This window comes from Kordiimonas lacus, assembly GCF_001550055.1.
Classification (GTDB): domain Bacteria; phylum Pseudomonadota; class Alphaproteobacteria; order Sphingomonadales; family Kordiimonadaceae; genus Kordiimonas; species Kordiimonas lacus.
The window spans coordinates 156,170-169,172 of the sequence record NZ_LRUA01000001.1 but is presented as its reverse complement, the minus strand read 5'-3'; the positions used below and the strand labels follow the sequence as shown (position 1 = coordinate 169,172).

The window sequence follows — 13,003 nt, the reverse complement described above, 5'->3', positions numbered from 1 at the left end:
CCGGGTAACCAGCCCAAGAGGCGTCGGGAGCCAAAGGCCAGGTCCAGAACAAGGGCCAGGCCGAACAGGAATACAAAGTTCGGCCAGGCAGTCCCTGTTATGGCGATCAGGCTGCTAATATGTCGCCCCCGCTTCTTCCAAGATGCGCACCATGTTGCGGTTGCGGCTCAGCTTGGCATATTCAAGGGCTGTCTTGCCGGTAAAATCCTGGACATTGGGGTCTGCGCCAGCGTCAAGAAGAACCCGGGCCACGCGTTGCTTGCGGGCCCGCACAGCCTTGATCAGCGCAGTTTCCTGCCCGATGTCGGCCCGGTTTGGGTCTGCCTTGTAGCTCAGCAACAGTTTTACGCCTGTCACATCGCCTGCAATGGCGCGCCGCATCAAGGCCGTTTCGCCCCGCTCCGGGTCCCCGATATCCGGGTTAGCTTCATAGTCCAGCAGAAGTTTCATAAGAGCCAGATTGGATTTATCCACGGCGATCAGCAGCGCGGGTACCTTGTCTGACCGGCGGCGAGTGTCGGGCGATACGCCCTGGGCCAGCAGGGTGGTCACTTCCTTGATGTCCTGTTCGTCGACGGCTTTCAGCAAATCATATTGTGGTGAAGCTGCTACTTGCCCAGCGGTGCCGGCAACAAGCAGAAGAACAGATGCAATCAGGGATAACTTGCGTTTAAGCGCGAACATGGAAACTCCGTATCAAAATTGTGTCATGATGCCCCAGGCATGCCGTTGGGCCGTGACATGTGCGGCACATATTTCTATAAGACTTGCGCGATCACAACCCCCAAGCCGCTTATTTGAGTACACGGGGCGATCAATTTATGGAGATGTGGCATGAAAGTGATACGGATTGTTGCCTGGTTGGCCGTTGCCATCGTGGGTATTTTCATCCTTGTGAACCGGTACCAGAGCATGCAGGACGCCAATTCTGGTCCTGGTGGCCCGTTCGTACTGACATCCCATACAGGTGAAACCGTCTCCAACAATGATTTCAAGGGCCGCTATATGCTGATTTACTTCGGCTATAGCTTTTGCCCGGATGTCTGCCCGATCGAACTTGGCAAGATGTCTGCGGCCATGACCATGCTTGAAGGCGAAGGGTATGACATCAGCCCGCTGCAACCGATCTTCATTTCGGTAGACCCTGAGCGCGATACAGTTGAGGCACTGGCGGACTATGTCACAGATTTCCATCCCAGCCTGGTAGCTCTGACGGGTAGCCCTGAGGAAATTGCTGCAGTCGCAAAGGAATACCGGGTATATTACAAGAAGCGCGAGCAGGAAGGCCTGGACAGCTATCTGATGGACCACCAGTCGGTGATTTTCGTGATGGACCCGGATGGCAAATATGTCCGCCTGTTCTCAAGCCGCAACACACCAGCTGATATCGCGGACGCGCTGAAGCCGGTGCTTTTGAAAGCCAACTGATGCCTTTCTGGAAAGAAAAATCGCTTGAGGCTATGACTCGCGAAGAGTGGGAAAGCCTGTGTGACGGTTGCGGCAAGTGCTGCCTGCACAAGCTGGAAGACGAAGATACAGGGGAAATCCATTTCACCGACGTGGCCTGCCGGTTTCTCGATCCGGAGACCACCCAATGCGGTAAATATCTGGTGCGCCAGCGCTATGTGGGCAACTGTGTGGTTATGAGCCCGGATCTCCTTGAGACCTTGCCCTGGATGCCTTCCACCTGTGCCTATCGGCTGCTTTATGAAGGCAAGGACCTTTATGATTGGCACCCGCTTGTCTCCGGTGACCGAGACAGCGTGCACAAGGCCGGCCAGTCAGTGAAGGGCCGCACAGTGGATGAGCGCGAGGCAGGCGACTACGAAGACCATCTGGTGGACTGGCCCGCCTGATGATCCTATGATTGTTGCCACAGGGAACATGGGGGCGCATTGAGCAATGGGCAGCGTATTTGGGGCATTATTTTCAGTTGGCATACCTGTCGCGGTAACAGCCTATCTATTGATTGGGTGGCTCATCCATAGTGGCCGACTGCAGAGCTTTTCCAACCGGAAAGAGCTCAATGAGCATATTCGCGGTATCAAGAAAGAAAAGAAAGAGCAGAAGAAAGAGCTCAAAAAGAAGAAAGAAAAGCACGCTAAAGAATCTGACCTGGCCTTCCGGAAATGGCTACAGTTCGGCGGTGGCTTTTATGGCACTGCGGCCCTCTATACTTTTGTGGTCAATGAGATTGCAGATATTTTCCGGTTCCTCGTAAAAATTCTGAACTTTGCTGCCTGGGAGATCGATTGGGCACTTGGAAGCATCATCAATTTCCTCGTGCGCACTTTCATAGATCTCCTGATCAACAGCCTGCAAAATTTCCTCGCCGCCATTCTTTGGTTCATGGAGTGGGGTGCTGACGATGACGGTTTGCGTGTCGGCATGAACTTTGTGATGGCTTATGTGGGATACGGCATTGGCTCCAGGCTTGCCAATGACCATGCAGCCCGTGATGTCGGGCACCCGCGTCTGTGGCGGTGGACACAAAGAATGCGGGCCAAACGGAAGGGCGAAGAAACTGCCGAGGAGAAACAGTGACCGAACCGCTGCAGATCATGCTTGGCGACGAGACGGTGCCCGTGAAGGTGCGGCGCAACGCCCAGGCCAAGCGGATGGTTTTGCGGGTTTGCCCGACGACCGGGGAGGTCAAACTGACCCTGCCGAAGCGGTCAAGCCTCAGGCAGGCGCAAAAATTCCTGGCAGGGCATCTGGACTGGATCGACGGTCAGCGCGACAAGGCAGACAGCGTGGCGCCGCTTGGGCACGGGGACAGCGTCCTCTATCTGGGGCAGCCCCATCAAATTGAGTTTACTGACCAGTCGCCGCGGAAAGTGCTGGCCGTTGGCGGCGTCATCCGCGTCGGCGGGCCAATAGACCTGGCCCCGGGCCGACTGCTGAAGTGGTTCAAGGCGTCGGCGAAAGCGGCCCTGACTGACGCGTCAGAGGCTTATGCAGGCCTTCTGGATGTGCGCTTTAACCGGGTCAGTATCGGTGACATGAAAAGCCGCTGGGGTAGCTGTTCTTCGCGCGGCACGCTGCGCTACAACTGGCGTCTTGTTCTGGCGCCGCATGATGTGCTCAGGTATGTGGCCGCGCATGAGGTGGCGCATCTTCTGGAGATGAATCATTCAGACAGGTTCTGGGCCCACGTGGCGCGGTGCGAACCTGACTATCAGACCCACCGCCGTTGGCTGAAACGCCATGGTAGCGATTTGTTTGCCGTGAAGCTCTGATTGGCTATTCCGCCGCGCTCAGCCGAAAGAACAGGCCCTGGCGCAGGCTGTCGGCGATGCGGCGGGCTTTTTCGCGTGCGATCGCGGCCAACTCTGCGGGCAGCGTGGCAGCCGTTGAGGCGTCAAAATAGGTCAGCCAGATATCGAAATGGTCGGCCTTCATCCGGTGCTGGCCTTCCTTGACCACCTGATGATGGGCGCCGAAGGGGTTGCCTTTATAAGCCGGAATGCCGCCCAGCACGGTCATCCAGAAGTCGGTCAGCTTGTCGAAATGCTCTTCCCAGTGGCCCTCAAGGCGCTCATTGAAGATTGGCCCCAGCGTGTCGTCCAGCCGCACCCGACCATAAAAATCCACAACAAAGGCGTGGATCATGGCGCGATCAATCTTTGGGTCCAATGGCAGTGGCACGGCAGCTTTCCTCGTCGGTGTCTCTTTCACCTAAGGGGCATAGGCGGTATTCACAAGGTGTAAATTGGTCGCACCGAGGGTGCCGGATGCTGGCAGCGTCAGGAACCACCGAACAGACGTTTGAAAAAGCTCTTTTTCTTTTTCGGCTCTTCTGGCTGGTTTTCATCCATCAGCCGGGGGTCTGGCTCGGTGGCGGAATTGGCATAGAGCCCGGCATCAGCCAACAGCGGCCTCACGGGGGAGCCCGCATGGGCCTCAAGCATGAAATCTGACCAGATGCGCGCGGGCAAACCACCACCCGTAACCCCCTTCATCGGGGCACCGTCATCGTTACCGACCCAAACGGTGGCGGTCATGTCGCTGGTGAAGCCGGCAAAGACGGCGTCGCGACTATCCTGGCTGGTGCCCGATTTTCCGGCGGCGGCCCGGTCGATCTTGGCATTCCTGCCAGACCCCCACTCCACAACCGACGTCAGCATGCCAGCCATATCTTCGACAACCGGATAGGCAAGTACCGGACGTGGGCGGTCCGGCAATTTGCGGTAAATCACCTGACCCTCGAGCGTGGTCATCTCAAGAATGCTGTAGGGCTCTACCGAAAACCCGCCATTTGCGATGGACGCATAGGCACCCGTGAGGTCAATCAGCTTCACTTCTTCGGTGCCCAGGGGCAGGCTGGGAAGCGGCGTGACGTTGGTGGAGATCCCCAGCCGTTTGGCCATGGCCGCCACCCTGTCGCGCCCAACCTGTTCCGCCACCTGAACGGCAACAGTGTTGATCGAGCGGGCGAAGGCCTCGCGCACGGTCATTTCACCGTCAAAGGTGCCGCTGTAGTTTTTGGGTGTCCAGCCGTCGATGCTGATCGGGGCATCGACAAACTTGTCTTCGGGCTTGATGCCCGCTTCGAATGCCGCAAGATAGGAGAAGAGCTTGAAGGCAGACCCCGGCTGCCTGAGCGCCTGCACCGCGCGGTTATATTGGCTTTCACCATAGTCGGCCCCACCCACCATGGCCCGTACGGCACCGTCATGCTCAATCGCCACAATGGCGCCCTGGCTGGCGCCGCGGTTTGTCCCTTCCCCTGCCAGGCCGCGGTCAAGCGCCATGGCTGCTGCCCGCTGCACGCCGGGATCAAGCGTGGTGTATATCACCAGTGACCGGCCTCTGACTTCCGGAAGGACACGGGTGGCCTCGGTGGTGACCCAGTCGGTGAAATAGCGCACATCATTGCCAGCGGCCGCGCCTCGAATGGTCGGGGGCTGGGCTTTGATCTTGTCGGCGGCTGCCTCGGTCAGGGCGCCGGCCTCAACCATGGCGCCGAGCACTACTTTGGCCCTGTCCCAGGCACCCTTCGGGTTGATATGTGGCGCCAGGCGGGAGGGGGCTTTGACGAGCCCGGCCAGCATTGCCGATTCGGCGATGGACAGGTTCCTGGCCGTATGGCCGAAAAACTTGCGGGAGGCTGCGTCAACACCGTAGGCACCGCCGCCAAAATACACGCGGTTCAGGTATAGTGTCAGAATCTGTTCCTTGGTGAACTTCTGCTCCAGCCAGAAAGCAAGCAACAGCTCCCGCGCCTTCCTTGTCATGGTGCGGTCGCTCGAGAGGAACAGGTTTTTCGCCAACTGTTGGGTGATGGTGCTGCCGCCCGCGCGGATGCGGCCGCGTTGAACGTTGGTTACCACCGCCCGCGCCAGCCCGCGCCCGTCAACGCCGCTGTGCTCAAAGAAATGTCTGTCTTCAACTGACGTAAAGGCCCGTACCAGCGCGTCGGGTACTTCTGAAAAGTGGATCCAGTCGCCATAGATGGGGCCGTTTCGCACCAGTGTCGCGCCATTCGCAGCCTTGATGATAATGGCCTGGTCCCCCGCGCCGGGGGCTGGCAGGTTATCAAGATCCGGCAAGTCGTGTGCCAGATAGCCAAGGGTGATGATGCCAAGAATGGTGGCCCAGACGCCAGCAACCGCAGTGCTGTAAAGAATACGCCGGGCGAGCGGACGCTTGGGCCCGGTGGTTTCAACCCCAATGGATTGTGCGCGCTGTCGGCCCTTGGTCTTTTTGGGCTTTTTCGGTTTCTGGTTACTCACGGACATGTCCTGCTTGTTTGGCAGTTTTGTACCATGCCAGCCAATTGAGGCAAAGTTGCGAAGTATTCCTCGTTGAAATTTGCATGGCTTCCGGGCATCATATAATTTACCGAACGATTGGTTGGTAACCGCCGCAGGATCGCCCATATGACGCGCCCACCCAAATACAGCAAGGCTGCCATGGCCCAACGGCTTGAGCAGGTGTTCAAGGAAAATGGCTATGAAGGCGCCAGCCTGCAGCTGTTGGCCGCAACCACGGGGCTGTCAAAAGCCAGTCTGTATCACCATTTCCCGTCTGGTAAGTCAGAGATGGCCGCGCACGTATTGGCCTATTCCGGGGCAAGGCTTCAGAAGCTTGTGCTGGGGCCACTCGGGGCCAAAAAACAGGCGGGATTGCTGAAATCGCTCGCAGGCACGGCCAACTATTATGATGGTGACATCCCCATTTGCCTGATGAACAGCCTGCTGCTTGGCGAGGGGCGTGATTTGTTCGGCGACCGAATTCAAGCCGCAGTGGAAGCATGGCAGAGTGGGCTGTCGGGCTGCCTTGTCGGCGAAGGGGCTGCCAAGGCGGAGGCCCAAGCCTGGGCGGCCGACGCCATTGGTCGCATCCAGGGAGCTCTGGTGTTATGTCGTGTGCAGGGAAGCCGGGCCCCACTTGATGACTGTCTGGAAGGGCTTACAGACGACGTGGAAAGCTGGTTGGCTGGTTGAAGCTGTCCTTTTGTCTCCCTATCTGAGTTTATAGAACAACGATGGGGGCGAGAATGATTGAAATTGAGACAACGGCAGACCCGAATCGCCGTAATTTTTTACCGCACCGGATGCTTCACTCAGGTGATGTAGTCAAATTTCCAACAAAGCAATCGGCAGTGGGTTCGCCTTTGCCGGAAGGTCTGTTCGCCGTCAATGGTGTGACAGCAGTGCATATTGGGCGCGACTATGTTGGGGTTTACAAGGATGGTGCCGCAGACTGGGGCGATATCCAGGGGCCGATCAAGGTCTTTCTGGAGGAAGTTTTCCCCGAAGAGCGCAACGAAGAAGGCGGCAACTTCATGGAAGGCCTGCTGGCCGCAGACATATTGGCAAGCATTGGCGTCATTTTCTTTTCCTGACAGCTATGGGGTTTGTGACTTTCCCAATTTAGGTGAGACAAATTCTCTCTTTGGGCTTGACCTTTTGGCGGTGAAGCGCCACATCAGGGTCAAATCAAGAAGGATTTAGTCATGTTTATCGAAACCGAAGTTACACCAAACCCGGAAACCCTCAAGTTCCTGCCGGGCAGGACAATCCTGGAAACCGGGACTGCAAGCTTCAGTGATCCAGAAGGCGCCGATGCGTCGCCCCTGGCTGAAGCCATGTTCGGGCTCGACGGCGTGACCGGTGTGTTTCTGGGGCATGATTTTGTCACCATCACCAAATCCGAATCTGCCGATTGGGGTGATGTGAAGCCGCAAGTGCTTGCGGGGCTGATGCAGTTCTTCGCAAGCGGGGCGCCAATCCTCAATCATGAGGGCGCTGTGGATACGTCAACAGCTGTCGATGAGGACGAGGCTGATGCCGAGATCATCGAGCAGATCAAGACACTTTTGGATGAGAAAATTCGCCCAGCTGTAGCGGGCGATGGCGGCGATATCATTTATCGTGGTTTCAAGGAAGGCGTTGTCTACCTGACCATGCAGGGGGCCTGTGCGGGTTGCCCAAGCTCAACCATCACGCTGAAGCACGGTATCGAGAATCTCCTGAAATACTATGTGCCGGAAGTGGTGGACGTTCGCGCGGTCGATTAATCCAGCGGCCCGCCGGGCACCAGGAAAAATTTCCCATGCCAGTACCAGCGCCCGCCACCGGCGGGCAGCGTGCAATTGATACGGTTCCGCCCTTTGGGGAATGCCTTGTCAAAGCGCACCTCCACGCGGCGACCCAGATGGATCAATTCAGCTGGTTGGCCCAAGTGGCTGGGGTAACATGCAAGCGCAGAAAGTCCCCTGACTGTATCATCGACCGTAAAGCCGTAGACCGGCGGATTGCGGTCGTCCGTCAGCAGGGTTGAGGCCGGCACCACATCAGACACCGGCAGTGCCATCGACTGGCTGATCAGCTTGAAACGCGGCATCTCGCCGTAGCGTTCATTCACCGGAAAACGTGGCAACGCGAATGGATCGCTCCACAACGCCGCGGGGCTGGAAAACTGCGCGAAGGCAGCCGTGAAACCTTCCGCCTTCACGGCATTCTTGATGGCCTCATCATACTCACCGTAAGGGTAGGCAAACAGTGCGGGTATTTCGCCAAGTTCAGCCTCAAACCGTTCGCTGGCGCGTCGGACATCTGCCATCGCGGCCTCAAGACCGGCGTGTGGCATATGCAGGTGGCTGGCCGTGTGGTGGCCAATTTCAACACCTTCGACCTTAAGCTGTCGAACGTCATCCCAGGTCATATAATTGCTGCTGGCCTGGTTGCTGGCGCTATCGACCGGGTCGGTGGAGACGAACAGGGTCATGGGAATGCCGGCGGCCTTCAGTTTTGGCCAGCCATGGGTGACGACAGACTTGTAGGCATCGTCGACTGCAATGGTGACGGTCTTTTCTGGCAGCTGTTCCTTGGCTTTCAGTTTCGCGGCTATGTCGCCAAGTGTCATGAAATGATAGCCGCCTTCCTTCAGCAACGTGATCTGTGCGTCCAGCTGCTCCATCCGGATATTTGTGGTGGGATAGCTGTCCTCACCGAAGCGGTGGTACAGCAAAACAACAGCAGACTGATCCGCGACAGCAGCGCCGAACCCGACAGCCGCCATAACGAGCGAAAAAAGAATGCGCGCCGCTCTTGTCATTCATGACCCCCTTAATTTAGCGTTCCAGGACCGATTCTGGTGTCGATCCTGGAACGCAGTCTTGCCTTGTTTGATGCAAACTGGCAAGAGAGGCAATAAAGTTTCATATGAAACCGAATTGACGCCTATCTCACCTATTATAGAGGAAAGGGAACCAAAATGGCCATTACCCCGACCACCAAACTGGATGATGCAGCGCTTGACCAGCTGTTCCGTGAGGCTCGCACCATCAATGTCTGGACTGACCGCGCCGTCAGCGACGATCAGGTGCGGGAGCTTTTTGATCTTCTCAAGATGGCCCCAACCAGCGCCAACTGTTGCCCGGCCCGCTTCACTTTTGTGAAAAGCAAGGAAGCCAAGGAGCGCCTGGTGCCGCACCTGATGGAAGGCAATCAGGCCAAGGTCATGCAGGCCCCGGTTACAGCCATTATCGCCACCGATACGGCCTTTGCAGAAAAGCTTCCGAAATTGTTCCCGCACGAACCGGACGCGAAAAACTGGTTTGCTGACCCGGCGGTGAGCGAGGAAACCGCGTTCAGGAACGGTACGCTTCAGGGTGCCTACCTGATCATGGCAGCGCGCAGCCTGGGGCTTGACTGCGGGCCGATGTCCGGCTTCGACAAAGAAGGTGTGGACAAGGAATTTTTCTCTGGTACCACCTTTAAGTCCAACTTCCTGTGCTCGTTGGGGTATGGTTCCGATGAGCGTATTTTTCCGCGCAGCCCACGCTTCGACTTTGATGAGGCCGCGCAGATTCTGTAAGGACCTCACCACGTGACCGACATGACCCTGCTGGCAATCGATACCTGCGAAGGCACTTGTTCCGCCGCACTTGTGCGCGAGTCTGAAACACTTACCAGCCGCATGGAGCGGATCGGGCGGGGACACGCGGAACGTTTGCTGCCCATGATCGCAGAGCTGATGGCGGAGGCGGGCATAGGATATGGTGATCTTGACCGCATTGCTGTGTGCACGGGGCCTGGTACTTTCACGGGGCTGCGGATCGGGCTTTCCGTCGCGCGTGGTCTGGCGCTTACCAAGGGCCTGTCGTGCGTTGGTTTGATGAGCCTACCGGTTCTGGCGGCACAAGCAGGTGCGGGTTCAGGCGCCATCGTGCATGCCATTGTGATGGGGCGCGGTGGCCAGGGCTTTTATCAGGCCTATCAGGGCACTAGGCCGGACGGTCTACCTCAGCCGATCTCTGACGCGGAATGCCTGGACGGTGACGTGATTGTCGCAAAGGTCGCTGCACAGCCCGGTGTGGTGGTGGGCAGCGGGGCGTCACTTGTTGGTGCCGAAAGCAGCCATGATGCTGTTGATCCCGTGGTGCTGGCGCGGCTGGCGTGCGGTCTTGACCCCTCAAATTACACACCCGAGCCAGCGTATTTGAGGGATGCCGACGCCAAGAAAGCCAAAGCGCTCCTGACGGTTGAGACATGAGCCCCGTCAGCATAACGCCCTTCCCGAAGGGGTGGGATGCCGGATATGGCCTGCTCGCCGACCTGCATGACGCGGCTTTTTCTCCGCAAGGCGACCGGCCCTGGTCGGCAGGTGAGTTTCGCCAATTGGTAGAGTCATCAACCGTTGAAGTTTTTCTGGCCCACCAGGGTGATCAACCTCTTGGTTTCACGATGGTTCGCACAATCTGTGACGAGGCCGAGCTGATCTCGATTGGGGTCGATCCAGTGTATCACGGTAGGGGTGTGGCTGGCTGCCTGCTTGATGAGGTGACCAAAAACCTGGCCGGCGCTGGGGTGCAAAGCTTCTTCCTGGAGGTTCGCGAAGACAATGTTGCCGCCCTCAAGTTATATGAAAGCAAAGGCTTCAAGCCAAACGGGCGTCGGCCAGAATATTATCAAACTCAAAGTGGTAGTAGGGTGGATGCCCTATGCTTGACTTTGATTTTAGGTGCCTGCCCAAATCAAACCAAATAAAGTGAATGGACTGTTTAAGTCTTTACTTCGATTTCCAGGATGGTTAATTGTACTTCATCGCTTGGGGGAGGGATGTCGGTGACAGTGTCATCATCGGTCAGGAAAGACGCCGCAACAGTCTTTTCAGACAGGATGATGTGCCCCAAGGAGCAGATGGAGCGGACCAGCGGTTCGTTACCTTGAGATTGCTCGAAAACAACGGTTGTTGTTTCTCCAGGCGGGATTTGGTCCAGGTGGAGTTTTGTTTTGACAAAAGCCATGGGGCATGTGGCGCCGCGTAAATCTAGAAACTCTGACAGGTTTAGGCGTTGCATATGGGTGGCCCTTTGATTGCACGAGATGGTTATCTCATCTGCGATCAGCTTTTGTAAAGCCAAACGGAGAATTGGCTCTGTTCAATCCTGGCGAGCTGGAATGAGGGTTATGGAACAAAAAGAAGTAATGAAGGAAGAGCTGTTGGGGCTTACGGCCGAGATTGTCTCGTCGCATGTTGCCAACAACTCCGTGGCAGTAGCTGAGCTGCCGCAATTGATTGAACAAGTATTCAATACGCTCCAAACTTTGGGCAGCGCGAATGGCGGCCAGGAATCCAGGCCGGAACCGGCGGTGCCGATCAAGAAATCTATTACGCCTAACTATATGATTTGTCTTGAGGACGGAAAGAAACTCAAGATGCTCAAGCGGCACCTCAAGACCCAATATGACATGTCTCCCGAAGATTATCGGGAACGCTGGGGCCTGCCTGCCGATTATCCGATGGTCGCGCCAAATTATGCTAAACAGCGGCGTGAGCTGGCAAAAAAAATCGGCCTCGGCCGTAGCCGGAAAAAATAGCCGGTTTCAGGACTTTCGTCCCTGTCCGGCGGTTCTTGCTTACAGAACCATACAAAAGGCGGCATGCATGGCTTGCGTGCGCGCCGTTGCTGTGCCATCTTCCGGACATATTCCAGCAATAATCAGAAGCCATTAGGAGTGTCTCGAGGTCATGACTACGGATCATCCAAATATCGAAGACCTGTGCCTGCAGAAGGGCATGCGGATGACGGATCAGCGGCGTGTGATCGCTCAGGTTCTTACCGAAGCAGATGACCATCCTGACGTCGAAGAGGTTTATCGTCGGTCCACAGCGATTGACGAAGGCATCAGCATCGCAACCGTATACCGGACGGTGCGCCTTTTCGAGGAAGCAGGCATTCTTGAGCGGCATGATTTCCGAGACGGCCGGTCGCGCTATGAGCCGGTCTCCGACGAGCATCATGACCATTTGATCAATGTGGAGTCGGGCGAAGTGCTCGAGTTTCACAATGATGAAATAGAAAAGTTGCAGGAAGAGATTGCGCGCAAGATGGGTTTCCGGTTGGTTGACCACAGGATGGAGCTCTACGGCGTGCCTCTCAAGGACAAGTAAGAGCCGCCCGCTGGGGCGGGCACGGAGCACGACATGGCGGAGGAATACGGCGGGCTGAAAGCCAATCTGGATAGCGAAGGTTGGACCTTCCTTGGATTCATGAGGCTTCTGGCCGTAATTTCCGCATCCGTTTTCCTGTTGCCCCTTCAATATGTCATGGTGAAGTTCTTTCCCCGCGTCTGGTGGCCGGTCGCGGGCATGTGGCACCGCACTATGTGCCGCATCCTTGGCATCACCGTGCGCATCACCAGCCGCAATTTGGACGCGCACCTGACCCACAAGGGGTCCATCCTTTATGCCGCCAACCATATCTCCTGGCTCGACATCATTGTCCTTGGCGGCCATCTGGAAAACGCCAGCTTTATCGCCAAATCCGAAGTGGCGGGCTGGGGGTTTGTGGGGACCATGTGCAACCTTCATAAAACCATCTTCGTCAACCGCGCGCGCCGAAGTGAAAGCCTCAAGCAGCGGGATGCACTGGTGGAGCGGGTGCAGGAAGGCCATAGCCTGATCCTGTTCCCCGAAGGCACCAGCACGGACGGTATGCGCGTGGCGCCCTTCAAGTCCGCGCTGTTCTCGGTGGCCGAGCAGGCCGATGAAGCCTGCGATCATGAGCTTCTGATCCAGCCCGTGACGCTGGCCTACACGGAAGTCAACGGCATGCCGCTGGTGCGCTCGCAGAAGCCGTGGGTGGCGTGGCTTGGTGACGTGGAACTGTTCCAACACCTGAGGCAGGCGCTGGGGCGTGCGCGCATTGAAGCGCTGGTGGAATTCCATGCGCCAGTGACTGTAGCCGAGGCCGGTTCCAGGAAGGCGCTGGCCGCTTACTGCGAACAGGAAGTGCGCCAGGGGCTTGAGCGTGCACACCGCGCAGAGATGCGCCTGGGCCCACGTGAATTCAATGGCGTTTTGCCGCCCTCCGGCGCGCCAGATGAAAGCCTTATTGATAATGGGGCTGAACCCGCTTGATGCGTATCCTTTGAATAGGGGCGCAATCCGTTGGCAAATCTTGACTCTGACAGGGTGTCTGGACTAGGTTCCGGCACCTTTTCACGCTGGGGCCTACGGCCTGGCAGGACAGCAGCTGCGGCAGGAG

At 57.1% G+C, this 13,003-nt stretch carries 18 protein-coding genes; 13 read left to right on the top strand and 5 right to left on the bottom strand.

Going from position 1 to position 13,003, the window contains the following annotated elements; genetic code table 11:
• Positions 1 to 114 precede the first annotated feature (114 nt).
• Complete coding sequence (locus tag KORLAC_RS00790; RefSeq protein ID WP_068301337.1) at positions 115 to 684, bottom strand: ankyrin repeat domain-containing protein; 570 nt, start codon at positions 682 to 684, stop codon at positions 115 to 117.
• Between the two features lie 150 nt (positions 685 to 834).
• Between KORLAC_RS00790 and KORLAC_RS00785 the strand changes: the two genes are divergently transcribed.
• The 4 genes from KORLAC_RS00785 to KORLAC_RS00770 are packed head-to-tail and all read left to right on the top strand — an operon-like array spanning position 835 to position 3,239.
• Positions 835 to 1,428, top strand: a complete 594-nt coding sequence (locus KORLAC_RS00785; RefSeq protein WP_068301334.1) for an SCO family protein — start codon at positions 835 to 837, stop codon at positions 1,426 to 1,428.
• The gene (locus KORLAC_RS00780) at positions 1,428 to 1,856 is read left to right on the top strand and encodes a YcgN family cysteine cluster protein (protein ID WP_068301331.1); all 429 of its coding nucleotides are present in this window, start codon (positions 1,428 to 1,430) and stop codon (positions 1,854 to 1,856) included. The genes KORLAC_RS00785 and KORLAC_RS00780 overlap by 1 nt, the downstream gene beginning before the upstream one ends.
• Before the next feature lie 46 nt (positions 1,857 to 1,902).
• A complete protein-coding gene (locus tag KORLAC_RS00775; RefSeq protein WP_068301328.1) occupies positions 1,903 to 2,544 on the top strand; it encodes a hypothetical protein in 642 nt (213 codons plus the stop codon).
• Complete coding sequence (locus KORLAC_RS00770) at positions 2,541 to 3,239, top strand: M48 family metallopeptidase (RefSeq protein ID WP_068301324.1); 699 nt, start codon at positions 2,541 to 2,543, stop codon at positions 3,237 to 3,239. Before KORLAC_RS00775 ends, KORLAC_RS00770 begins: the two co-directional genes overlap by 4 nt.
• A 4-nt stretch (positions 3,240 to 3,243) precedes the next feature.
• Here KORLAC_RS00770 and KORLAC_RS00765 read toward each other — a convergent pair whose 3' ends face one another.
• The gene (locus KORLAC_RS00765) at positions 3,244 to 3,648 is read right to left on the bottom strand and encodes a group III truncated hemoglobin (protein WP_082714418.1); all 405 of its coding nucleotides are present in this window, start codon (positions 3,646 to 3,648) and stop codon (positions 3,244 to 3,246) included.
• A gap of 98 nt (positions 3,649 to 3,746) precedes the next feature.
• Positions 3,747 to 5,735: a transglycosylase domain-containing protein gene (locus KORLAC_RS00760; protein WP_068301318.1), complete on the bottom strand. Its 1,989-nt coding sequence runs from the start codon at positions 5,733 to 5,735 to the stop codon at positions 3,747 to 3,749.
• 147 nt (positions 5,736 to 5,882) lie between these two features.
• On the opposite strand from KORLAC_RS00760, the gene KORLAC_RS00755 reads away from it, so the two are divergent.
• From KORLAC_RS00755 to KORLAC_RS00745, 3 genes are all read left to right on the top strand, one after another.
• Positions 5,883 to 6,449 carry a TetR/AcrR family transcriptional regulator gene (locus tag KORLAC_RS00755; RefSeq protein ID WP_068301315.1) on the top strand — a complete coding sequence of 189 codons (567 nt, stop codon included), beginning with the start codon at positions 5,883 to 5,885 and terminating at the stop codon, positions 6,447 to 6,449.
• Between the two features lie 53 nt (positions 6,450 to 6,502).
• A complete protein-coding gene (locus KORLAC_RS00750) occupies positions 6,503 to 6,850 on the top strand; it encodes a NifU N-terminal domain-containing protein (protein ID WP_068301312.1) in 348 nt (115 codons plus the stop codon).
• Between the two features lie 111 nt (positions 6,851 to 6,961).
• Entirely contained in the window at positions 6,962 to 7,525 is a 564-nt protein-coding gene (locus KORLAC_RS00745) for a NifU family protein (protein ID WP_068301309.1), read from the top strand.
• Here the strand turns inward: KORLAC_RS00745 and KORLAC_RS00740 are convergent.
• On the bottom strand, positions 7,522 to 8,565 hold the full coding sequence (locus KORLAC_RS00740) for a polysaccharide deacetylase family protein (protein WP_068301305.1): 1,044 nt from the start codon (positions 8,563 to 8,565) through the stop codon (positions 7,522 to 7,524). The two genes, KORLAC_RS00745 and KORLAC_RS00740, sit on opposite strands and share 4 nt — an antisense overlap.
• A 159-nt stretch (positions 8,566 to 8,724) precedes the next feature.
• Here KORLAC_RS00740 and KORLAC_RS00735 point away from each other — a divergent pair, with 159 nt between their 5' ends.
• From KORLAC_RS00735 to rimI, 3 genes are read left to right on the top strand one after another with little or no spacing between them, the layout of a single operon-like run.
• Positions 8,725 to 9,327: a malonic semialdehyde reductase gene (locus KORLAC_RS00735; RefSeq protein ID WP_068301301.1), complete on the top strand. Its 603-nt coding sequence runs from the start codon at positions 8,725 to 8,727 to the stop codon at positions 9,325 to 9,327.
• A 21-nt stretch (positions 9,328 to 9,348) separates the two neighbouring features.
• Complete coding sequence (gene tsaB, locus KORLAC_RS00730; RefSeq protein WP_074519539.1) at positions 9,349 to 10,005, top strand: tRNA (adenosine(37)-N6)-threonylcarbamoyltransferase complex dimerization subunit type 1 TsaB; 657 nt, start codon at positions 9,349 to 9,351, stop codon at positions 10,003 to 10,005.
• Entirely contained in the window at positions 10,002 to 10,499 is a 498-nt protein-coding gene (gene rimI / locus KORLAC_RS00725) for a ribosomal protein S18-alanine N-acetyltransferase (protein WP_068301295.1), read from the top strand. The genes tsaB and rimI overlap by 4 nt, the downstream gene beginning before the upstream one ends.
• A gap of 14 nt (positions 10,500 to 10,513) precedes the next feature.
• Here rimI and KORLAC_RS00720 read toward each other — a convergent pair whose 3' ends face one another.
• Positions 10,514 to 10,813, bottom strand: coding sequence for a sulfurtransferase TusA family protein (locus KORLAC_RS00720; protein WP_068301292.1), 300 nt, complete (start codon positions 10,811 to 10,813; stop codon positions 10,514 to 10,516).
• A 109-nt stretch (positions 10,814 to 10,922) separates the two neighbouring features.
• On the opposite strand from KORLAC_RS00720, the gene KORLAC_RS00715 reads away from it, so the two are divergent.
• From KORLAC_RS00715 to KORLAC_RS00705, 3 genes are all read left to right on the top strand, one after another.
• Positions 10,923 to 11,333 (top strand): Ros/MucR family transcriptional regulator, encoded by a 411-nt coding sequence (locus KORLAC_RS00715; protein ID WP_139167676.1) that lies wholly within the window; start codon positions 10,923 to 10,925, stop codon positions 11,331 to 11,333.
• Between the two features lie 151 nt (positions 11,334 to 11,484).
• Entirely contained in the window at positions 11,485 to 11,907 is a 423-nt protein-coding gene (locus KORLAC_RS00710) for a Fur family transcriptional regulator (protein ID WP_068301284.1), read from the top strand.
• A gap of 33 nt (positions 11,908 to 11,940) precedes the next feature.
• Complete coding sequence (locus tag KORLAC_RS00705) at positions 11,941 to 12,876, top strand: lysophospholipid acyltransferase family protein (protein ID WP_068301281.1); 936 nt, start codon at positions 11,941 to 11,943, stop codon at positions 12,874 to 12,876.
• Positions 12,877 to 13,003 lie beyond the last annotated feature (127 nt).

Excerpts from the sequence above, each read along its gene's own strand:
- KORLAC_RS00790 (WP_068301337.1), bottom strand. The coding sequence starts at position 684 with ATGTTCGCGCTTAAACGCAAGTTATCCCTGATTGCATCTGTTCTTCTG.
- KORLAC_RS00785 (WP_068301334.1), top strand. The coding sequence starts at position 835 with ATGAAAGTGATACGGATTGTTGCCTGGTTGGCCGTTGCCATCGTGGGT.
- KORLAC_RS00780 (WP_068301331.1), top strand. The coding sequence starts at position 1,428 with ATGCCTTTCTGGAAAGAAAAATCGCTTGAGGCTATGACTCGCGAAGAG.
- KORLAC_RS00775 (WP_068301328.1), top strand. The coding sequence starts at position 1,903 with ATGGGCAGCGTATTTGGGGCATTATTTTCAGTTGGCATACCTGTCGCG.
- KORLAC_RS00755 (WP_068301315.1), top strand. The coding sequence starts at position 5,883 with ATGACGCGCCCACCCAAATACAGCAAGGCTGCCATGGCCCAACGGCTT.
- KORLAC_RS00750 (WP_068301312.1), top strand. The coding sequence starts at position 6,503 with ATGATTGAAATTGAGACAACGGCAGACCCGAATCGCCGTAATTTTTTA.
- KORLAC_RS00745 (WP_068301309.1), top strand. The coding sequence starts at position 6,962 with ATGTTTATCGAAACCGAAGTTACACCAAACCCGGAAACCCTCAAGTTC.
- KORLAC_RS00740 (WP_068301305.1), bottom strand. The coding sequence starts at position 8,565 with ATGACAAGAGCGGCGCGCATTCTTTTTTCGCTCGTTATGGCGGCTGTC.
- KORLAC_RS00735 (WP_068301301.1), top strand. The coding sequence starts at position 8,725 with ATGGCCATTACCCCGACCACCAAACTGGATGATGCAGCGCTTGACCAG.
- tsaB (WP_074519539.1), top strand. The coding sequence starts at position 9,349 with ATGACCCTGCTGGCAATCGATACCTGCGAAGGCACTTGTTCCGCCGCA.
- rimI (WP_068301295.1), top strand. The coding sequence starts at position 10,002 with ATGAGCCCCGTCAGCATAACGCCCTTCCCGAAGGGGTGGGATGCCGGA.
- KORLAC_RS00720 (WP_068301292.1), bottom strand. The coding sequence starts at position 10,813 with ATGCAACGCCTAAACCTGTCAGAGTTTCTAGATTTACGCGGCGCCACA.
- KORLAC_RS00715 (WP_139167676.1), top strand. The coding sequence starts at position 10,923 with ATGGAACAAAAAGAAGTAATGAAGGAAGAGCTGTTGGGGCTTACGGCC.
- KORLAC_RS00710 (WP_068301284.1), top strand. The coding sequence starts at position 11,485 with ATGACTACGGATCATCCAAATATCGAAGACCTGTGCCTGCAGAAGGGC.
- KORLAC_RS00705 (WP_068301281.1), top strand. The coding sequence starts at position 11,941 with ATGGCGGAGGAATACGGCGGGCTGAAAGCCAATCTGGATAGCGAAGGT.